Source organism: Mycobacterium sp. NGS27 (genome assembly GCF_059813005.1).
The window spans coordinates 200,608-219,157 of the sequence record NZ_JCALDT010000006.1; the positions used below are offsets into that span (position 1 = coordinate 200,608).

Annotated in this window: 20 protein-coding genes; 11 read left to right on the top strand and 9 right to left on the bottom strand. The window is 66.2% G+C overall.

Features of this window, described 5'->3' with window-relative positions:
• The first annotated feature begins 385 nt into the window (after nucleotides 1-385).
• On the top strand, nucleotides 386-1,675 hold the full coding sequence (locus tag AC5Y30_RS17970) for a serine hydrolase domain-containing protein (protein ID WP_499920219.1): 1,290 nt from the start codon (nucleotides 386-388) through the stop codon (nucleotides 1,673-1,675).
• Between the two features lie 60 nt (nucleotides 1,676-1,735).
• On the opposite strand, the gene AC5Y30_RS17975 is transcribed toward AC5Y30_RS17970, so the two are convergent.
• From AC5Y30_RS17975 to AC5Y30_RS17985, 3 genes are all read right to left on the bottom strand, one after another.
• Nucleotides 1,736-3,298, bottom strand: a complete 1,563-nt coding sequence (locus AC5Y30_RS17975; protein ID WP_499920220.1) for an LCP family protein — start codon at nucleotides 3,296-3,298, stop codon at nucleotides 1,736-1,738.
• A 165-nt stretch (nucleotides 3,299-3,463) separates the two neighbouring features.
• Complete coding sequence (locus tag AC5Y30_RS17980) at nucleotides 3,464-4,327, bottom strand: phytanoyl-CoA dioxygenase family protein (protein ID WP_499920019.1); 864 nt, start codon at nucleotides 4,325-4,327, stop codon at nucleotides 3,464-3,466.
• Between the two features lie 79 nt (nucleotides 4,328-4,406).
• Nucleotides 4,407-5,864 carry a phospholipase D-like domain-containing protein gene (locus AC5Y30_RS17985; protein ID WP_499920020.1) on the bottom strand — a complete coding sequence of 486 codons (1,458 nt, stop codon included), beginning with the start codon at nucleotides 5,862-5,864 and terminating at the stop codon, nucleotides 4,407-4,409.
• A gap of 174 nt (nucleotides 5,865-6,038) precedes the next feature.
• On the opposite strand from AC5Y30_RS17985, the gene AC5Y30_RS17990 reads away from it, so the two are divergent.
• A complete protein-coding gene (locus tag AC5Y30_RS17990) occupies nucleotides 6,039-6,440 on the top strand; it encodes a DUF732 domain-containing protein (RefSeq protein WP_499920021.1) in 402 nt (133 codons plus the stop codon).
• Nucleotides 6,441-6,479: 39 nt separating this feature from the next.
• Here AC5Y30_RS17990 and AC5Y30_RS17995 read toward each other — a convergent pair whose 3' ends face one another.
• A complete protein-coding gene (locus AC5Y30_RS17995; RefSeq protein ID WP_499920022.1) occupies nucleotides 6,480-7,484 on the bottom strand; it encodes an oxygenase MpaB family protein in 1,005 nt (334 codons plus the stop codon).
• A 98-nt stretch (nucleotides 7,485-7,582) separates the two neighbouring features.
• Here AC5Y30_RS17995 and AC5Y30_RS18000 point away from each other — a divergent pair, with 98 nt between their 5' ends.
• From AC5Y30_RS18000 to AC5Y30_RS18015, 4 genes are all read left to right on the top strand, one after another.
• Nucleotides 7,583-8,179: a TetR/AcrR family transcriptional regulator gene (locus AC5Y30_RS18000; protein ID WP_499920023.1), complete on the top strand. Its 597-nt coding sequence runs from the start codon at nucleotides 7,583-7,585 to the stop codon at nucleotides 8,177-8,179.
• Between the two features lie 11 nt (nucleotides 8,180-8,190).
• Nucleotides 8,191-8,463, top strand: coding sequence for a hypothetical protein (locus AC5Y30_RS18005; protein ID WP_499920024.1), 273 nt, complete (start codon nucleotides 8,191-8,193; stop codon nucleotides 8,461-8,463).
• 59 nt (nucleotides 8,464-8,522) lie between these two features.
• Nucleotides 8,523-8,933 (top strand): DUF4267 domain-containing protein, encoded by a 411-nt coding sequence (locus AC5Y30_RS18010; protein WP_499920025.1) that lies wholly within the window; start codon nucleotides 8,523-8,525, stop codon nucleotides 8,931-8,933.
• Nucleotides 8,934-9,008: 75 nt separating this feature from the next.
• Nucleotides 9,009-9,836 carry an LLM class F420-dependent oxidoreductase gene (locus tag AC5Y30_RS18015; RefSeq protein ID WP_499920026.1) on the top strand — a complete coding sequence of 276 codons (828 nt, stop codon included), beginning with the start codon at nucleotides 9,009-9,011 and terminating at the stop codon, nucleotides 9,834-9,836.
• A 2-nt stretch (nucleotides 9,837-9,838) separates the two neighbouring features.
• Here AC5Y30_RS18015 and AC5Y30_RS18020 read toward each other — a convergent pair whose 3' ends face one another.
• From AC5Y30_RS18020 to AC5Y30_RS18030, 3 genes are all read right to left on the bottom strand, one after another.
• On the bottom strand, nucleotides 9,839-11,314 hold the full coding sequence (locus AC5Y30_RS18020) for a protein adenylyltransferase SelO (protein ID WP_499920027.1): 1,476 nt from the start codon (nucleotides 11,312-11,314) through the stop codon (nucleotides 9,839-9,841).
• A gap of 40 nt (nucleotides 11,315-11,354) precedes the next feature.
• Complete coding sequence (locus AC5Y30_RS18025) at nucleotides 11,355-11,924, bottom strand: hemerythrin domain-containing protein (RefSeq protein ID WP_499920028.1); 570 nt, start codon at nucleotides 11,922-11,924, stop codon at nucleotides 11,355-11,357.
• A 234-nt stretch (nucleotides 11,925-12,158) separates the two neighbouring features.
• Nucleotides 12,159-12,440, bottom strand: coding sequence for a WGxxGxxG family protein (locus tag AC5Y30_RS18030; RefSeq protein ID WP_499920029.1), 282 nt, complete (start codon nucleotides 12,438-12,440; stop codon nucleotides 12,159-12,161).
• Nucleotides 12,441-12,755: 315 nt separating this feature from the next.
• Between AC5Y30_RS18030 and AC5Y30_RS18035 the strand changes: the two genes are divergently transcribed.
• The 3 genes from AC5Y30_RS18035 to AC5Y30_RS18045 are packed head-to-tail and all read left to right on the top strand — an operon-like array spanning nucleotide 12,756 to nucleotide 14,730.
• On the top strand, nucleotides 12,756-13,679 hold the full coding sequence (locus AC5Y30_RS18035; protein WP_499920030.1) for an HpcH/HpaI aldolase/citrate lyase family protein: 924 nt from the start codon (nucleotides 12,756-12,758) through the stop codon (nucleotides 13,677-13,679).
• Between the two features lie 27 nt (nucleotides 13,680-13,706).
• Nucleotides 13,707-14,063: a DUF488 domain-containing protein gene (locus AC5Y30_RS18040; protein ID WP_499920031.1), complete on the top strand. Its 357-nt coding sequence runs from the start codon at nucleotides 13,707-13,709 to the stop codon at nucleotides 14,061-14,063.
• 40 nt (nucleotides 14,064-14,103) lie between these two features.
• Nucleotides 14,104-14,730 carry a GNAT family N-acetyltransferase gene (locus AC5Y30_RS18045; RefSeq protein ID WP_499920032.1) on the top strand — a complete coding sequence of 209 codons (627 nt, stop codon included), beginning with the start codon at nucleotides 14,104-14,106 and terminating at the stop codon, nucleotides 14,728-14,730.
• Between the two features lie 14 nt (nucleotides 14,731-14,744).
• On the opposite strand, the gene crcB (AC5Y30_RS18050) is transcribed toward AC5Y30_RS18045, so the two are convergent.
• Together crcB (AC5Y30_RS18050) and crcB (AC5Y30_RS18055) are read right to left on the bottom strand one after the other, a co-directional pair.
• A complete protein-coding gene (gene crcB / locus AC5Y30_RS18050; protein WP_499920033.1) occupies nucleotides 14,745-15,125 on the bottom strand; it encodes a fluoride efflux transporter CrcB in 381 nt (126 codons plus the stop codon).
• Complete coding sequence (gene crcB / locus AC5Y30_RS18055; RefSeq protein WP_499920034.1) at nucleotides 15,122-15,520, bottom strand: fluoride efflux transporter CrcB; 399 nt, start codon at nucleotides 15,518-15,520, stop codon at nucleotides 15,122-15,124. Before crcB (AC5Y30_RS18055) ends, crcB (AC5Y30_RS18050) begins: the two co-directional genes overlap by 4 nt.
• 101 nt (nucleotides 15,521-15,621) lie before the next feature.
• Between crcB (AC5Y30_RS18055) and pgm the strand changes: the two genes are divergently transcribed.
• The gene (gene pgm, locus AC5Y30_RS18060; RefSeq protein ID WP_499920035.1) at nucleotides 15,622-17,253 is read left to right on the top strand and encodes a phosphoglucomutase (alpha-D-glucose-1,6-bisphosphate-dependent); all 1,632 of its coding nucleotides are present in this window, start codon (nucleotides 15,622-15,624) and stop codon (nucleotides 17,251-17,253) included.
• Nucleotides 17,254-17,306: 53 nt separating this feature from the next.
• Entirely contained in the window at nucleotides 17,307-18,527 is a 1,221-nt protein-coding gene (locus tag AC5Y30_RS18065; protein ID WP_499920221.1) for an MFS transporter, read from the top strand.
• The last annotated feature ends 23 nt before the right edge of the window (nucleotides 18,528-18,550 follow it).

Here is an 18,550-nt window from a genome sequence, read left to right on the forward strand (position 1 = left end):
GCTCCCAGACCGACTAGATCGCCGCGACCGGGCGTCGCGACACATCCGGGGCCAACGGTACTGCACACCGCTCTAACCTGCTGCGCGACAGCCGCTTTGCGCGGAAACCGAAGGAGTGCTGGATGCCGTCATGCCGTCGATTTACTCTTGCCGTATGCCTGTGATCAGTGGCAGGTGGAAATTTTGGCCGACCTCGCCGCGCAAGACGGTCGTGGTCGCAATTGTGCTGCTCGGCCTGATCGCGGCGTCGCCCTGGGCGTTTACGGCACACGCACCCGAGGCCGACCGCTCGCAGCAGCCCGCTTTGACGTCCGCGCCGGGGCCTGTGCCGGCGGAGCCCCCAGGTGCGGGGCCCGCGCCTGACTTCGCACCCGTCTCCGAGCTGATGAACGACGCGATCGCGGCAGGCGGGCTGCCGGGTGGGGTAGTGGTGGTCGGGCACGGCGGCCACGTCGTCTTCCACCAGGCGTACGGGTCGCGAAAACTGGCCGGCGAACCGGGGCTGGATGGATCGCCCGCACCCGCAGAGTCGATGACCGAGGACACGATCTTCGACATGGCGTCGTTGACGAAGTGCCTCGCGACGGCGGTCGCCATCATGCAGCTCTACGAACAGGGCAAGGTCGCGTTCGACGATCCGGTGCAGAAATATCTGCCCGACTTCAACACAACGAACGATCCACGGCGAGCCAAGGTCACGGTTCGCATGTTGCTGACCAACTTCTCCGGCGAAGGGATCGACGTCAGCCTGCAAGACCCGTGGGGGCTGGCCGGACCCGACAAAGCGGAAGGCATTCGTCGCGCGCTCACGACGCCACTGCAGTCGGGTCCGGGCGAGCTTTTCCGATACTCCGACATCAATTACATCCTGCTCGGCGCGCTGCTCGAAAAGACCACCGGCGAGGCCGAAGACACGTACGTGCAACGCAATGTGGTTGCGCCGCTCGGGCTGCAAGACACCCGCTACCTTCCTGCGGCCAAAGCGTGTGGCCCACACGTGGTGCGAGGGGCAGCGGTTGCCTGGGCCCCCGCGCCGCCGGGAGGTGAGCCGATGAATTGCCCCGCGGGGACATGGAACACCAGCTTCCTGCCGCGTATCGCGCCAACGGCGCGTGACGAGGAAAGCAGAGACGACCCGAGCAGAAATCCGGATTTCTATGCGCTGCTTCGGGGTACCGTGCATGACCCGACGGCGCGCCGGATGGGGGGAGTAGCCGGCAATGCCGGCCTGTTCTCGACGGCGCACGACGTCAGTATTTTTGCGCAGGCGCTGCTCGATCGGCTGGCCGGCCGTCCGAGTGAGTTTCCTTTGCGGACAGAAACTCTCGAGCTGATGACTACCCCTCAGCAACCCGGTCACACCGCCGGACAAGTTGAGGCGGCAAACCGTGCCGCCCAAGGAGCTCACGCAGCCCACTATCCGGCGATCGAAGGGCAAAGCCTGTTCGGTTTTGGCTGGGACATCGACACGGCCTACTCCAGGCCGCGCGGGAAGGTGTTTCCCGTCGGCAGCTTTGGCAATACCGGGTTTACCGGAACCACGCTGTGGATGGACCCAGGCTCGAATACCTACGTCATCCTGCTCTCGAACTCCATTCACTTGCGGGGCAGCCCGCCGATCTCAAATCTCAGGGGTGCCGTGGCCACGGCGGCGGCGCAGGCCCTGCACCTCTAAACACCGCGCCGTCCGCCGCGACATCGAGGCATGCCCGGCGGAAAACACCTTGGCCTCTTGTCATTTCACGCAGGGAATGCCGTCGGCGGTCATGCGCGACAGGTTGGTGACGGCAGGTTCTTGCGTGCCGGCGCCCGTCGCCGGCACCGTGGTGACGGGCGCCGTCGCGGTTATGGTCGGCGATCCCGACGGGTAATCGCGGTGGTGGTCGAATCGGGAGAAATCGGTCCCGACGGTCAGCTGCACCGTGTTGCCGGCGACGCTGTCTGATGCGGTCGCGGTGATGTCGTACTGGTCGGCGAGTTCGGTGGCGGCTATCTTCGCGCCGGGCCCGTAAGCGATGCTGCTCGTTTCGCTGGTGGAGTCGGCGCTGCTGACCTTGCCGCCAGTGAATCTTCCAGTCGCCAAGAGCGTTTGGAGGCTTGCGGCCTCGCCTTGCCGGCCCGAGGCGTTGACCACGTCGAGCGCGACGCTGCCGGCAGTGCTCTGCGTACCGCTGTCCGGTTGCGCTGCCGCGGAGGGGCTGCTGGTCGAGGAGATAGTCGACGAATCGGTGCCCACCAGGTTGTGCACGATGGAGCGGATGGTGGGTATGTCAATGAAATTCACGTAGGCGCCGTTCGAGATTTCGCCGAACCCGGTGACCGGCAGCGTGTACAGCGCGACTGGCCTGTTGGGGAACTCCAGCGCGTTACGAACGAAATCGTCGAAGTCGAAATTAGCGTCGACGGCAACGTTCTGCTTCGCGACCTCTAGCAGGGCATGCAGTTTGGTGGGATCCGACAGCGTCCCGCCGCGGCGCATCGCGCTGACCACCGAGACGATGAAGGCCTGCTGACGCCGGCTGCGGTCAAGGTCGGTGAATGCCGCGTCGTTGGGGTCGCGGCGTTGCCGAACGAAGGCCAACGCTTGAGTTGCGCTGATCTGTTGCATACCTCGGTGGAAGTCCGCGCCGGAATAGTAGCGGTCCGAGGTATCGGCGTTGAGGCACACCGTGATCGGTTCGACCACGCGTGCGATCTGGAAGAACCCGGCCAGGGTGACTTCGACGAAGTGATCGATCGGGATTTGCAAAAGACTCTTGACGGTGCTGATTTCGGCTTTGCGGCCCGCCTCCCGCGCCGTCTGTTCTCTAGTGGTGGAGTCTTGCCCTTGAACCGGGGTCGGGCTCGGTTGTGAGCCGGCGGAGCCGTGGCCGGCCATCACGCGCTGGTAGGCGAAGCTGTAGGCCTCCTTGATCTTGCCGCGGCAATCTGAGGTCGGGCATCCGGCCAGCTCGACGTAGTCGTCGCGGGGAATTGAGATCGCCGTGGCCGGACCGCCGCCGGCGGGCAGGTGCACCACGATGAGCGCGTCGGAATCGCCGTCGGCGGAATCCGCATCGCCCGCGTGCAGCGCGTCATAGATGTCGGCTGGCAGCGGCTGTCCGTGCTGGTCGCGCCGGCTATCCAGGCCCATGATCAGGATGTTCTGGTCGTTTCCGGTCGACTCGGGTTCACCGGCCAATGCCTCGGATTTGGTGATGCCCGCCGAGGCGCTGCGGTAGGCGTGCCAGGCGATGCCGATGGCGGCCACCAGCACCAGCGATGTCAGCGCGGCCAGCATTTTGGCACCGGCCACCATCCGGTGGTTGCGGTGCAAACGATTCCCGAGCCCGGCCGTCGGCGAATCCGATTCTTGTTCGTCGGGCGGGCCCGCTCGACGCGTCATGACAGAACTGAGAATAGCCAGGTAGGGGCCCGTCAAACCGGGAAACGTGCAAGCGCCCTGCCTCCCGATCGAACGGCGCTAGGCCTCCGCCTCGACTTCCAACAGCCGCAACGGATGCAGGCCGTCGACGTTGCCGACGAACGGTGGGTGAATGCTATAGCCCAGCATCCGGCGAATGTCATCGGAGACCGCTCGGGCGATGTCGCGCGATATCGACAGGGTGTAGGCCTCCATCGGCCGCAGCCACGGTTGGCAGTACTGAGCGGTGACGGCAAGGCGCTCGCGATCTGTGGTGTTGGCGCCCCCACCGTGCCACAGCGTGCCCACGAACAAGACGCACGACCCGGCGGGCATGACGACCGGGAGGGCCTGATCGTCGGGACCCGGCCGGCGCTTTCCCCAGCGGTGGCTGCCCGGGTACAAGACGGTGGCGCCGTTGTCGGCGGTGAAGTCGTCGATCGCCCAGATCGTCGCGGCCGCGAGCGGGGCCCGAGGACGCGGAATCGGGTAGAAGCCGTCGTCGTGATGCGCCAGCTGTGCGGCCTCGCCGCGGCGAATGTTGATGGCCTGCAACGCCGAAAGCAGGTAGTTGGGCATCAGCAGCCGATCGAGCACCGCCAGCACCCGCGCATCGTCGACCAGCCGATCGCACGCCCTGGTCCTACTCAGCACGCTGTAGATGCGCTGCGTGCGCAGGCCCTCGAAGGAGTTTCGTCCGGTGTGCCCCAGCCAAGGGCGCACGACCTCGCGGATCTGCGAACACTGCTCGGGGCTTAGCAGGTTCTCCCAGATGACGTAGCCGTCGCGATCCAGCGCGGACATGTCGGCCTCGACGATCGCGCTGTCTACCGAACTTCCACCGGTCGGCGTCCGCTTGTAGCGCTGCGCCAGATCGCCCCGCAGGTCCTCCAGCGTGGTGACTGATTCGTCGTCGATGCTCATCGGTGCTCGTCCTTGTCACTGGCACTTCTGCCCACACTAGGCCGATTTGGACTTGACCCACACCCGAATCGCCGACCGGTCAACCCCGAAGGCCGGTGATGAACCGTTGCACGCTGCGGGTCAGCGACCGGGGCACATGGTCGGGGTCCATCAGGTCGTTCTCGGCCAGCGGGCCCGCCTCGTTGGCGATGGTGCGCTCGGTAAAAGGCCGCAACGTCTTGCCGTGTCCCCGAAGCGCCTCGATGGCCCTCAACACCGACCGGTGTTCACCGATCGCCTCTTCCAGTTCGCCTACCGAAACCCCTAGGTGTTCGGCCAGCAATTCGTTTCGCACGGAAGCGATTTCGCGGCGCAGCTCGTCGTGTTCGGAATCGGCCGGCGGCGCCTCGATCGCGACGTCACATTCGCTGTCGAACCCCATCGACCGGTTGTTGAAATTCGAGGAGCCGATGCGCAACAGCCGGTCGTCGGCCACCAGCACCTTCGAATGGACGTATATCGGCGCCCCGCCGTCGGTCACCGGCCAAAACACGCCCAACCGGCCATGCTCATCGGCCTCCCACAGCAGTTGGATGAGGCGGTGGCGTGCGCTGTCCATGGTTCCCCGCTCGAGAGGATTGTTGCCTCTGCGAGCCAGCACCATGACGATCTCCGGACCCCGGTCTTCGCGCAGCCGCGCAGCCAGCGCTTCGGCGATCGTGCGGGATGCCAGGTATTGGTTTTCCACATACAAGGTGTCCCGTGCCGCCGCGATGGCCGCCAGGTTGAGCGCCTCCACCTCCCTGACCTCGGCGGAATCCTCGAGCTCCGGCACGGTGCGGGCGATTCCGACGTCGACGTTGCGCAGGCTCGGTTCCAGTTTGCTGGGCCACGCGCTGTGCTTGGCCTGGACCGGCGACAGCGATTGTTTGGTCGCGGTCTGCCACCTGGTCATGGCCTGCTCAGCCAGGGCCCGCGCCGCCGCGCCGTCGACGGCCAGGCCGACGTCGTGGCGCGGACCGTAGCCGCGCCCTACCGTCCGGCGGTGGTGGTTGCGATGCGCGTGTGCGCGGGTGTCCCATCGTTCGAGTGTCAGATCGATGCCGCCGCAGAACGCGACCGCGTCATCGACGACCACGATCTTCTGATGATGCACCGAGCCGATCGGGTGGGCGCCGTCGATGGCGAGATGCATTCGCCTGCTGCTGATCTGGTTCAGCAGCGATACCGGGGTGAGGCCAAACCAGATGCCGTCGAACGCCGGCAGCAGCCGAAGATTGGACTTCAGCAGGTAGACATCCAGATTCGGCCGCTTCCACAGCATCCAGTAGAGGAACGCGCCCAGCTGGTTCGGCCCGGGAAGTGTCTTCGCGCCGCGCTCGAATGTCACCCGGGAGTCGAAGTCCCAGCCGATCAGCATGATTCGATGGCGGGCGCGCAGCATCGCCGCCTTGACGTGTTTGAAGTAGTCGGCGGCGTCGATGATGGGGGCGAATTGGTCGGCCCGTGCCGTGCGCCAGCAGGTCTGGCCGGATGTCAGAAGTCGATCGTCGTCCACGTCGGCGCTCTCAACGGTGTTGACGGGACAGCGCGGACATAGCCACTGTGTACCACATCCAGGGCGGGTGCCAGCATTCGTGAGGATCGCCACCCGGCGGCTCGACTTCCCCGTTCATGCACGCGGTGAGGGGGCCGGCAGGACACGGCCGCCGATCTATACGAAGATGAAGCGATGCGAATGCTGGTAGCGCTTGCGGGCTGCGCCGTGCTCGCCGGCGCGGCCGCGCCGGCGTACGCCGATCCGGTCGGCGCTTCGGCAGCCGATGCGAGCTTCATCGCCGCGCTGAACAAAGCGGGCATCACCTATCAGGACCCGGCTGCGGCCGTCGGGGTGGGTAAAAGGGCCTGCCAACTGATGGACGAGGGCAGCCCGCAGGTCGAGGTCATCAAAAGCGTGTCGTCGAGTAATCCGGGGTTCACGGTGGACGGCGCCGCTCAATTCACGATGATCGCGGCGAGCGCCTACTGCCCCCAGCACCTGGGACAACAAGTCACTCAGGCGCCGCCGCCGGCAACGACTCCGCAGACGCCGCCGATCATCGATATTCCCATCATCACACCCGGCGCAGCGTAGCGGTCGATACCTGGTTGTACGCAACGGCTTTCGTGCGGACTACACCGACTGGAAGCTGCGCTCCACCTCCGAGCGGCTGCGGACCTCATCGCTGCCGAGTACGTAGCTCGGTAGGGTGTGGGGGACCGTGGTTCCTCCCTTGACTCTCGCTTGGGCCTGCTGAAATTCCGGGGCGGGCCCGGATGCCGCGTGGATCCCGTTGATGATCGACCACACCGCGGTGCGACGCGCGGTGCGTTCGATGATGTTGCAATCGCGGTGCTGCAGCATCTGCTTGGCCCATTTCGGCATGGTGTCGCGGATGGCCCAATCGACCGCCGCCTGCGGCATCGAAACGTTGGGGCCGGTGCCCATCGCTTTGCCATAGGTGACAGCCAATTTCGGCAAGTAGGACTCCAGGCACTCGAGCGTCTCGGCCTTCGTGGTCGGCAGGTCGACGCCTCCCAACGCATGCCCGACCCGGACGAACTCACCGTAATACCGGTCAAGTCTCTTGCCGCGCAACGGCATTTGGTGATATAGCTCGTGCGCGGTGGCCAGGCCCCAGACGACCGTCGCGTAATTCCACCGCAGCCACTCGGGATCGTCGGCGTCGTAGCGGGCACCGTCGGGGCGGGTGCCCTTGATGGTGTGGTGCATAGCGCGCACGGATTTCGCCAGGCGCTCAGCGGTTTCCGTGGACCCGTATGCCGTGCCGATGAAGAACGCCACCGAGTGGCCGAGGCGTGTCGCGGCACCTTCGGGATCGATGTGGGGCACCCGCGATATCGGGTTTCCGTCGCTGTCCCGTTTGATCAGGCGGGAGTGGTGCATGCCCATCCAGTAGATCGACGGGTCCAGGGTCTCCATGAAGGCGGCACATTGCAGCCCGAAGATCAGCGCCGGCAAGTGCGAGTGCACCCGCCACACGGCGCTGTCGGGACCGAACCAACCCGGATCGCCCACGGGCGCGGCGAACTCCATGCCGCGGAAGAAGTACCGCCGCATGTTGTCGTCCAACCGTTTGTTGATCATCTGCCCGACGATCTGGTGTGGCAGAAACACGACACACTCCCTACGAAATCTGGTCACGACTGTAACCAGAATAAGGTTTTGGCCACAGCTGTGACAAGACCCGCGCCTGGTCGACTTACGCTGTAGGAATGTCGAGTCCCACCCGGTGGGCCGGTATACCGCTCAAGGACCGCCGCGCCGAACGTCGTGCGCTGCTGGTGGAGGCCGCCTATCGGCTGTTCGGCAGCGGCGGCGAGGCGGCCCTCTCGGTGCGGTCGGTGTGCCGGGAATGTGGGCTGAACACGCGGTATTTCTACGAGAGTTTCAGCGACACCGACGATCTGCTCGGGGCCGTCTACGACCGGGTGAGCGATCAGCTCGGCGAAGTGATCGAGGCCGCCGTCGGGCAGGCGGGGGATTCGCTGGGCGCCCGGACCCGGGCCGGCATCGCGGCGGTGCTCGGCTTCTCCTCGGCCGATCCGCGCCGCGGCCGGGTGTTGTTCACCGACGCGCGCACCAACCCGGTGCTGGCCGTCCGGCGCCGCGCCACGCAGGACATGCTGCGCGAGGGCGTGCTGACCGAGGGCTGGCGCCTCAACCCCGACTCCGATCCGGTGGCCGCAGAGGTCGCCGCGGCCCTGTACACGGGCGCCATGGCCGAGCTCGCGCAGCAGTGGCTCGCCGGGCATTTGGGTACGGACCTCGATGCTGTCGTCGACTACGCGCTGAAACTGGTGCTGCGGTAGGAAGTGCGGTCATGGGCGGAATCGAACACGCGATGGACCCGATCCGGCGCATCCTCGGGCACAAGATCAGCGTCGGCGGGCTGATCGAGCTGGGATTATGGTTGTTGATCCCCTACCTGTGTATTGGGTTCGCGTGGACGGCTTTTCACCCCGAGCAGATCCAGCGAATTCAGGCGCGGATAGAAGCGGTGGCGCCCACCGGCGCCGACGCCATGGCCTTCGGGGCGGCGACTGTGCTGTGGCCGGCGTCGCTGCAGATCGCCGATTCCTGCCCGGCGCCGTGAGCGACTTGCGAATGGAATACGCGCACGATCGCACGATTTGCTCCTAGGCTCTGAAGACCATGTCCATCGACCGGTTCGGCCTTCTTGCGGGCACCATCCGACTCGCCTCTGGCGTTTCCTTCCTCGTCGACCCGCTGCGGGCGAACAGACTGTGGGGGGACCCGGACGAGCCGACGCCCACGGCGCAGCTGCTGTTGCGGTCGATGGGCTATCGCGACGCGCTGATCGGTGTCCTGCTCGCGTCGGCGGCGCTGCGCGGTAAGAACACCCGCGGCTGGTTCCTGGCCTCCGCGGGTGCCGACGTGGCCGACCTGGTCGGCGGGCTGAGCGTGCACAGCCAGCTGAAGCCCTCGCAGCAGATCATCGGCCTGGGCGGCGCCGCGGTCGGTGTCGCCACCGGCCTCTGGGGCGCGGTGCGTCCGGCCAACCTCCGGGCGACCCGGGCGGTGACCGAAGAAACCGCGCCGTGAGCTGAGTCATTTCGAGCGAGCCGCCGGGACAAGCCCGCGCTGACAGGCGGGCGGTGATGCTGTTGACTGAGCATCATGGGTTTCGGTGTGCTGACATTTGTTACTGACGACGGCATTGGTCCCGTGGAGTTGGGCGAGGCGCTTGAGCAGCGCGGTTTTGAATCGCTCTTTCTCGCCGAGCACTCACACATCCCCGTCGACGCGAAGACCCCGTATCCGAGCGGTGGCCCGATTCCGCCGAAGTACTACCGCACGCTGGATCCGTTTGTGGCGCTGACCGCCGCCGCGGTCGTCACCGAGCGGCTCGTCTTGGGCACCGGGATCGCCCTGGTGCCCCAGCGCGACCCGATCCACACGGCCAAGGAGGTGGCGTCGCTGGATCTGGTGTCGCAGGGGCGTTTTCGCTTCGGCGTGGGCATCGGCTGGCTGCGTGAGGAGATCGCCAACCACGGCGTGAATCCCTCGGTCCGCGGACGCGTCGTCGACGAGCGGCTCGACGCGATGATCGAGATCTGGACCCACGAAAAGGCGGAATATCACGGCGAATTCGTGAACTTCGACCCGATCTACAGTTGGCCCAAGCCGGTCCAGAAGCCCCATCCGCCGCTCTACCTCGGCGGCGGACCGGCGGGCTTCAAGCGCATCGCGCGGCTGAACGCGGGCTGGCTGTCGATGACGGGATCGGCAGAGGAGTTGGCTTCTCCGCTCGAGCAATTGCGAGACGTGGCCGGCAAGGACGTGCCGGTGATCCACTTCCACGGCGGCAAGCCGGCGGCGAAAGAACTCGAGGCCTATCGCGACCTGGGTGTGGATCACCTGTTGGTGGACCTGCCGACCGAGCCTCGCGATCAGACACTACAGCGCCTCGATGGGTTGCAGGCCGAGCTCGCCAAGCTGTCGTAAGGTCAAGTGCCGCAGAAGGTCTGATACTTGCCGAAGTCCTCGGGGGCGGGCTCCGCGTAGCGCTCGAGGCCCGGCCGTTCCGCATAGGGGTCGGTGACCGCGGCGAGCAGCTGTTGCAGCGGGTCGAGCTCGCCGGCCGTCGCGGCGGACAGGGCCTCCTCGACAAGATGGTTGCGCGGAATGTAAATCGGGTTGGTGCGATCCATCGTGTCGGCGTCGGGACCCAACGCACGCCAACGCGTCAGCCACGCGTCGAAGCCGGCCAGGTCCGCGAACAATCCGCGCACGGGTTCGGCATCGGGTTTGGCATCCCCTCGCGCCGCGTCGCTGAGCCGGCGGAAGAACGAGGTGTAGTCGATGTGGTTCTGCTTGAGCAGCGCGAGCAACTCCTCGACCAGCACCGTGGCGAATTCGTCGTCGATCTGGGCGGACAAGCCGAGTTTGGCGCGCATCCCGGCGCTCCACACGGCGTCGTAGCGGGTCTGGAAGACGCCGAACGACTGCTCCGCGAGCGCGATTGCCTCCTCGGTGTGCTCCGAGAGCAACGGAAGCAGTGTCTCGGCGAAGCGGGCGAGGTTCCATCCAACGACTACCGGTTGATTTCCATAGGCGTAGCGTCCCCAGAAGTCGATGGAACTGAAGACCGTGTCGGGGTCGTAGGCGTCCATGAACGCGCACGGTCCGTAATCGATCGTTTCGCCCGAGATCGTGGTGTTGTCGGTGTTCATCACGCCGTGGACGAATCCGATCAGCATCCATTGGGCGATCAGCGAGGCCTGGACGGCCACCACCGATTCGAACAAGGCGAGATACGGGTTGTCCGCCTCGGCGGCGGCGGGGTGGTGGCGGGTGATCGCGTGGTCGGCGAGGCGGCGCAGCAAGTCCTCGTTGCCGGTGGACGCGGCGAACTGGAAGCTACCCACCCGCAGATGACTGCTGGCCACGCGGGTGAGCACCGCACCCGGCAGTGTTTCTTCGCGATGGACCGGACGCCCGGTCCCCACCACGGCCAACGACCGCGTCGTCGGCACGCCCAGGGCGTGCATCGCCTCGCTGACCAGGTATTCGCGCAGCATCGGGCCCACCGCGGCCAGGCCGTCGCCGCCGCGGGCGAAGGGCGTGGCACCGGAACCCTTGAGGTGTATGTCGCGCAGTCGCCCGTCGCCGTCGACCAGCTCGCCGAGCAGCAGGGCACGCCCATCGCCCAATCTCGGAACGAAGCCGCCGAACTGGTGGCCGGCGTAGGCCTGGGCCACCGGGGTGGCGGCGTTGGGTACCGAGTTACCGACCAAGAAGCGCAGCCCGTCGGGGCCGCACAGCCAGCCGGTGTCAAGCCCTAGCTTGTCGGCCAGCGGCGCGTTGAGCGCGAGCAGCTGCAATTCGGGGAAGGTCTCCGCCTGCCAACGGACCGCCATCTCCGGCAGTTCGCGGAAGAACCGGTTCTGGAGAGCAACGGTGGTATCCGGGGCAACGCTCATCTCATCGAGCCTACGGAAACCCGGGGGCGCGCCAGGTGCGCTATCCGAGGGCTTTGCCGATGAGATCGCGGGCGCGATCAAGCATGGACGCGAACGGCCCGAGCGCGAAGTTCAGTTTCGCCGATTCCACGCCCGGATGCGGGCGCGTTGGAGCGATCGCCTCAGCGGCGCGTACCGCTGCTCCCATCCGCTTCAGGTCGTCGGTGTCCACCTTGCGCTTCAACACCGGGAACTCTTCGTCCTCCTCATGCCGGGCGTGCTCGAGGACGGCGCTGCGCAGTTTGGTGAGCTCCGCGATGAACTCCTCGGAGGTGACGTCGAGCTTCTCGATCGCCGATAGCAGTTCCTTGGCCTCATGCTCCTCTTCAAGGCGGGCGTCGACGATGGCGTCGCCGGCATCATCGTCCTCCCGCCGCACGCGCGGATGCACCACCATCTCCTCGGCCGTCTCGTGCACGGCCAGCAGCTGGCGCAACGTTGCGAACGGCTCCTCGCGCGCTTTGGGATCCGTAGCGTGCAGCACCTGGTCGAACATGTCCTCGATGAGGTTGTGCTGCGCTTTCAGGAACGCGACGACTTCGTCGGGTGATTCGATAATCATCTCGGCCATCGCCGGTACCTCCTGTAATGGGGGGGAGTGGGGGGCGCACGCTGGGCTGTGTACGGCTTGAACGAGGCATACCCGCTGCGCAAGTGGTCAAACGGACGCTGCGCTGGGCGCGAGGCTCGTTGCGCCAACTCAATGATCAAAATCCTTGCGGCGCAATGCGTTTTGTAACCGGGACCCAGCGATCCCCGTCAGCCGCGGCGCGGCTGACGGGGACCCGAGGGTTAGGGGATGAGGCTAGACGCCGCGGCCCCGGGTGGCGGCCGGTCCGGCGCCGGTGCCGGCGACGTGGTCCTTCCGGCGCATCAGTCCGGCGAGTCCGCCCAGGCCCAACAGGCCGACGAGGCCCCACAGCCCGTTGTTGTCGCTCTTTTGGTCATTGCTGGTGTTGTTGTTGTCCGCCAGGGTCGTTGTGGTGGACGACGGCGCGGGTGCACTCGGGTTGGCGGCGTTTGCGACACCCGCTCCACCGAACAACAGTGCCCCGGTGGCTGAAACGACTGCTATGGCCTTACGCATATCTACTCCTCGTGGGTTTTTCTCGGTCGGTCCCAGAGACGGGCGATCGAGACGCATTTCGGGACCAGGTTGCTCTAGCCTCCGCAGGATCCGACGCACCACCGATGGCCGTAACGTGGCGAAGTGTGTGTTACCCCTGCCCACCGCGGGGAAACTCGCCGGCGATGACGGTTTCGTTTGCTGGCTATCACGTCTTCGGGCGTTCTTGTGGCAAAACGAAAGGTGAGACGACCGTCCGGCATGAGTTCTTTCGCGGTCGGGCTACGGTAAAGGAGCCCAAGACCGCAACCACGAGAAGGCGACAGATCAGCTGACATGTACGAGCAGGTCAACAACAGCGCGCCAGAGTCCGATGATGTCGTCGGCTTCCGCATCGACCCTGTTCTGGCCCGAAGTTGGCTATTGGTGAATGGTGCACACGACGACCGGTTCCAGTCCGCGGCGCAATCGCGCGCCGACATCGTCGTCCTCGACATCGAGGATGCCGTCGCGCCCAAAGACAAGCACGCCGCCCGCGACAACGTGGTGCGTTGGTTGAACGCCGGCAATACCGACTGGGTCCGCATCAACGGCTTCGGCACCCCATGGTGGGCGGACGACCTCGCCGCCCTGGCCGCCACCCCGGTGGGCGGGGTGATGCTGGCGATGGTCGAATCGGTCGATCACGTGACCGAGACCGCGAAGCGGCTGCCCGATGTGCCGATCGTCGCTCTGGTCGAAACCGCCCGGGGCCTGGAGCGCATCACCGAGATCGCCGCGACGAAGGGCACCTTCCGGCTCGCCTTCGGCATCGGCGACTTCCGCCGCGACACCGGTTTCGGAGAAGACCCCGGCACCCTCGCATACGCCCGCTCCCGTTTCACTATCGCCGCCAAGGCGGCCAGCCTGCCCAGCGCCATCGACGGGCCCACCATCGGCTCGAACGCGTTGAAGCTGATCGAGGCCACCGCCGTTTCCGTAGAGTTCGGGATGACGGGCAAGATCTGCCTGACCCCGGATCAATGCGCGGTCGTGAACGAGGGATTGTCGCCCTCGCACGACGAAATATCCTGGGCGAAGGAATTTTTCGCCGAGTTCGAGCGCGACGGGGGAGAAATCCGCAACGGCTCCGATCTGCCCCGTATCGCCCGGGCCACCAAGATCCTGGAGCTGGCCCGCGCGTACGGCATCGAGGCATTGGACATCGACGAGGAAGAGCGTGATCACTCGCCCGCACCCTCGGACACCTACCACTACTGAGCCGACGGACGCCGCTACCCTGGGCGGGTGAGCGCCAAGAGGCGGGTCCGGGTGGCGCGGGTCTATGACGAGGTCGACCCCGGCGAGGGCCAGCGCGTCCTGGTCGACCGGGTCTGGCCCCGAGGGATGCGCAAAGACGACCCACGGGTAGGCGTCTGGTGCAAGGACGTCGCGCCGTCGAAGGACCTCCGCGAGTGGTATCACCACGATCCGGACCGATTCGACGAATTCGCGGCACGCTACAAGACCGAACTGCGCGAAAGCGGCGCGCTGGACGACCTCCGTGAGCTCGCCAAGCGGAAAGCCGTGACGCTGGTGACCGCGACCCGTGAGCTGGACATCAGCCAGGCCGCGGTCCTGGCCAAGCTGCTCGAACCCCGGTGAACGGGCTTAGACCGACAGCGTCGTAGGCTCGCCGGTTGACATGACTGATGCCGAACCCATTCTTCCGCGGGAACTGATCGACCTTCCCGAGGCGATCCGCAGCGTCCCCCCGCCGCCCATTCCGCAACTGCCCGAGCCGTACGGCCTGCGCGTTGCCGACCCGGACGCCGACGCCGAGATGGTCTCGGAGTGGATGAATCGGCCGCATCTGGTCGAGGCATGGGAGTCCGACTGGCCGGTGGAGCGGTGGCATCGGTACCTCCAAGCGCAATTGGAGGGCGCCTTCTCTCGCCCGCTCATCGCCACGCTGGACGGGGTAGACCGTGCATACATCGAATTATATAGAGCGGCAAAGGATTCCATCGCTCGTCGCTACGAGCATGAGCCCAATGATCTGGGATTGCATGTCGCGGTCGCCGATTTGGATCACATCGAACGCGGGCACGTCAGTTACCTGTTGCCGCATCTGGTGACCAGCATCTTCACTCTCGATCCGCGGTGTCGCCGCATCATGTTCGATCCCGATCATCGCAACGCGTTGGCGCGCAAGTTCTGTGAACGAGGCGGCTGTGCGTTTCTCGGCGAGCATGACATGTCGAATCGGCGAATGGCGCTGTATGTGCTGCCCCGAACTCCCGACGATATTCCGCGTCGACGCGACACCTGATAGCCCGAACCCGATCAAAGGTGCTGTGCGATCTGCTGTCCGATGAACGCCGCCGCTTCACCGAGCAGGACGCTGACCACGATGTTGGCCAGCGCGGCCCGCAGCCGGCGTTCCTCCCCGAGCCGCTGTGTCTCGAGCATCCAGGTGGAAAACGTGGTGTAGGCGCCGACGAAGGCGGTGCCGGCCAGCAGGGCCGCCTCCTTGTTCAGCGCCATGCCGCCGAGGAAACCCAAAAGCGCTGCGCCACTGATGTTCACGGCAAGCGTGCCGAACGGAAAAGGCCGTGATACTCGTCGCGCCACGGTCCGGTCGATGACGAAACGCAACACCGACCCGATGCCACCGATGAGCGCGACGCCGCCCCAGACCAGAGCCGTCGTCGTCGTGGCGGTCACCGGCGCACCCGGACCCGGCGCACCAACTTGGTGGCAAGGTGCGCCGCCAGCAAACCCAACGCGATGCTGGTGAGCGTGTAGCCGATGGCCAGCCCCCAGTAGTCGTGTTCGATCATCTTCAGGGTCTCGACCTGCATTGTCGAGAAAGTCGTTAAACCACCGCACAATCCGGTGCCGAGCAGCGGCCGCCGATAGCTGGATGTCGGCAACCGCTCCAGTAGCCGGGTGGTGAAATAACCCACCAGAAACGCCCCGACGATGTTGACCGTGAACGTGGGCCATGGCCAGCTCGCCGGGTCACCGCCGACCAGCGTGCTCAGCGCGGCCCGGGCCAGGGAGCCCAACGCCCCACCGACAAACACCGCGGCCAGTTCGCGATAATCCCGTTGAGCCACTGGGTGGATTCCCTTCGTTTGCCGGTGCGCTACGCAGCGTATGGCCGAAGTCCAGACCGGCGCAGCCCGGGTGGACGCGGACACGGGCAGAATTGGTACCCATGGTGGCCAATCCACGCGCCGGCCAGCCGGCCCAGCCCGAAGACCTCGTCGATCTACCTCATTTGGTGACGGCGTATTACTCGATACGGCCCGACCCCGGCGACGTCGCACAGCAGGTCGCCTTCGGCACGTCGGGGCACCGCGGGTCAGCACTGGACGGCGCGTTCAACGAGGCTCACATCCTGGCGATCACCCAGGCCATCGTGGAGTACCGCGCCGCGCACGGCACGACGGGCCCGTTGTTCATCGGCCGGGACACGCACGGCCTGTCCGAGCCGGCCTGGGTGTCCGCGCTGGAGGTGCTGGCCGCCAACGACGTCGTCGCCATGGTCGACTCCCGCGACCGGTACACGCCGACACCCGCGGTCAGCCACGCCATCCTGTCCTACAACCGCGGCCGCACCGAGGCGCTGGCCGACGGAATCGTCGTGACGCCGTCGCACAACCCGCCCGCCGACGGCGGCTTCAAGTACAACCCGCCCAACGGCGGTCCGGCCGACACCGACGCAACCAACGCAATTGCCAAGCGCGCCAACGAGATTCTGCGCGAGGGGGCGGGGGTCAAACGCATTCCGCTGGCCCGCGCGCTGCAGGCCGTGCGGCGGCACGACTACCTGGGCAACTACGTCGACGACCTGCCCAACGTCGTCGACATCGATGCCATCCGCACGGCCGGGGTGCGCATCGGCGCCGACCCGCTGGGCGGGGCCAGCGTGGACTATTGGGGCGAGATCGCGCAGCGGCATCGTCTGGATCTCACCGTGGTGAACCCGCTGGTCGATGCGACGTGGCGGTTCATGACACTCGACCACGACGGCAAGATCCGCATGGATTGCAGCTCGCCGGACGCGATGGCGGGGCTCATCGCCAACCGCAACCACTACCAGATCGCCACCGGCAACGACGCCGACTCCGACCGCCACGGCATCGTCACCCCCGACGCGGGGCTGCTCAACCCGAACCACTACCTCGCGGTGGCCATCGAATACCTGTACACCCAGCGGCCGTCGTGGCCGGGCGGCATCGCCGTCGGCAAGACCGCCGTCAGTTCGTCCATGATCGACCGGGTGGTCGCCGGCATCGGCCGCAAGCTGATCGAGGTGCCGGTCGGATTCAAGTGGTTCGTCGACGGCCTGATCGGCGGAACCATCGGCTTCGGTGGTGAGGAGTCGGCCGGGGCGTCGTTCTTGCGCCGGGACGGCTCGGTGTGGACCACCGACAAGGACGGCATCATCCTGGCACTGCTGGCTTCCGAGATTTTGGCGGTCACCGAAGAGAGTCCGTCCCAGCGCTATCAGCGGCTGACCGCCGAGTACGGCACACCGTTCTATGCGCGAGTCGACGCACCAGCCGATCGAGACCAGAAGGCCCGGCTGTCGAAGCTGTCCGCCGACCAGGTGACGGCGACGGAACTGGCGGGGGAGCCGATCACGGCGAAGCTGACCGCGGCGCCGGGCAACGGCGCGCCGCTGGGTGGATTGAAGGTGACGACGGCCAATACGTGGTTCGCCGCGCGCCCGTCGGGCACCGAGGACGTGTACAAGATTTACGCGGAATCGTTTAACGGGCCTGAGCATCTAGCGGAGGTGCAGGAAACAGCGCGCGAGGTAGTTAATAAAGTCATTGGGTGACTATTTCCCTCCGGCTTGCCCGCACGGAGGGGCGTGCGTTCCGGTCCCCCCGCCTGCCCCGCGAAGTCTGGATCCTGAGCTGGGCAAACATCATGGTCGCGCTGGGCTACGGGGTGATTTCCCCGGCGCTGCCGTCGTTCGCCCGCAGTTTCGGGGTCAGCATCAAGGCGGTGACTTTTTTGGTCACCGTCTTTTCGTTGAGCCGGCTGTGTTTTGCGCCGATCAGCGGCCAGCTGGTCCAGCGCCTGGGGGAGCGGCGGATCTACATCGGCGGCATGCTGATCGTCGCAATCTCCACCGCCGCGTGTGCGTTTTCCCAGGCCTACTGGCAACTGCTGGTTTTCCGCATGATCAGCGGCGTCGGGTCGACGATGTTCTACGTTTCGGCGCTGGGACTGATGATCCATATCAGCCCGCCCGACGCGCGCGGACGGGTCGCGGGCCTGTTCATCACGTCGTTCATGGTGGGCGCGGTGGGTGGGCCGGCGGTCGGCGCCCTGGCGGCCGGGTGGGGCCTGACCGCTCCGTTCATCGTGTACGGCGTCGCGCTGCTGGGCGTCGCGGCGGTGCTGTTCTACAGCCTGCGGAATTCGACCCTGGCCGCGCCGGGGCCGCCGACGCGATCCACGGTGACGATGCGAGAGGCGCTGAGGTTTCGCGCCTACTGGTCGTCACTGGGGGCCAACTTCGCGACCGGCTGGTCGGCGTTCGGCCTCCGCGTCGCCCTGGTCCCCTTGTTCATCACCGACGTCATGGGCCGCGGCGTCGGCATCATCGGCATTGCGCTTGCGGCGTTCGCCGGAGGCAACGCGATAGCGATGATTCCCAGCGGCTACCTATCTGACCGGATGGGGCGGCGCACGTTGATGATCGTGGGCCTCACATTGTCCGGCGTGGCGACCGTTTTCCTGGGCGCCGCGTCCTCGCTGCCGGCGTTTCTGGCCGCAGCGATTGTGGTTGGTGCGGTGACGGGAATCTACATGTCGCCGATGCAGGCCGCGGTCGCCGACATTCTCGGCAGTGAGGCCCGTGCGGGCAGTCCGGTGGCGGCCGTGCAGATGATGTCCGACCTGGGCGCCATCGTCGGCTCGATGACGCTCGGCTGGGTCGCCGAGCGGCTGAGTTACGGCTGGGGTTTCACCATCAGCGGGGTAGTCCTGCTGATCGCCGCCGTCGGCTGGGTGGCGGCGCCGGAAACCCGGCCGGTGCCCGATTCCGAACCGGATCCGTTGCCGTCTCCGCACACGGCGAACCTGCCTGAGCAGCAACTTTGATGGACGGTTAACGGTGGTGTAGC

Coding starts and splice junctions, on each gene's coding strand:
- AC5Y30_RS18005 (WP_499920024.1), top strand. CDS start 8,191: ATGGGCGGAATCGAACACGCGATGGACCCGATCCGGCGCATCCTCGGG.
- AC5Y30_RS17975 (WP_499920220.1), bottom strand. CDS start 3,298: ATGGTGGCCGGTGCCAAAATGCTGGCCGCGCTGACATCGCTGGTGCTG.
- AC5Y30_RS17990 (WP_499920021.1), top strand. CDS start 6,039: ATGCGAATGCTGGTAGCGCTTGCGGGCTGCGCCGTGCTCGCCGGCGCG.
- AC5Y30_RS18030 (WP_499920029.1), bottom strand. CDS start 12,440: ATGCGTAAGGCCATAGCAGTCGTTTCAGCCACCGGGGCACTGTTGTTC.
- pgm (WP_499920035.1), top strand. CDS start 15,622: ATGGTGGCCAATCCACGCGCCGGCCAGCCGGCCCAGCCCGAAGACCTC.
- AC5Y30_RS17980 (WP_499920019.1), bottom strand. CDS start 4,327: ATGAGCATCGACGACGAATCAGTCACCACGCTGGAGGACCTGCGGGGC.
- AC5Y30_RS18000 (WP_499920023.1), top strand. CDS start 7,583: ATGTCGAGTCCCACCCGGTGGGCCGGTATACCGCTCAAGGACCGCCGC.
- AC5Y30_RS18035 (WP_499920030.1), top strand. CDS start 12,756: ATGTACGAGCAGGTCAACAACAGCGCGCCAGAGTCCGATGATGTCGTC.
- AC5Y30_RS18010 (WP_499920025.1), top strand. CDS start 8,523: ATGTCCATCGACCGGTTCGGCCTTCTTGCGGGCACCATCCGACTCGCC.
- AC5Y30_RS18045 (WP_499920032.1), top strand. CDS start 14,104: ATGACTGATGCCGAACCCATTCTTCCGCGGGAACTGATCGACCTTCCC.
- AC5Y30_RS17970 (WP_499920219.1), top strand. CDS start 386: ATGAACGACGCGATCGCGGCAGGCGGGCTGCCGGGTGGGGTAGTGGTG.
- AC5Y30_RS18025 (WP_499920028.1), bottom strand. CDS start 11,924: ATGGCCGAGATGATTATCGAATCACCCGACGAAGTCGTCGCGTTCCTG.
- AC5Y30_RS18020 (WP_499920027.1), bottom strand. CDS start 11,314: ATGAGCGTTGCCCCGGATACCACCGTTGCTCTCCAGAACCGGTTCTTC.
- AC5Y30_RS18015 (WP_499920026.1), top strand. CDS start 9,009: ATGGGTTTCGGTGTGCTGACATTTGTTACTGACGACGGCATTGGTCCC.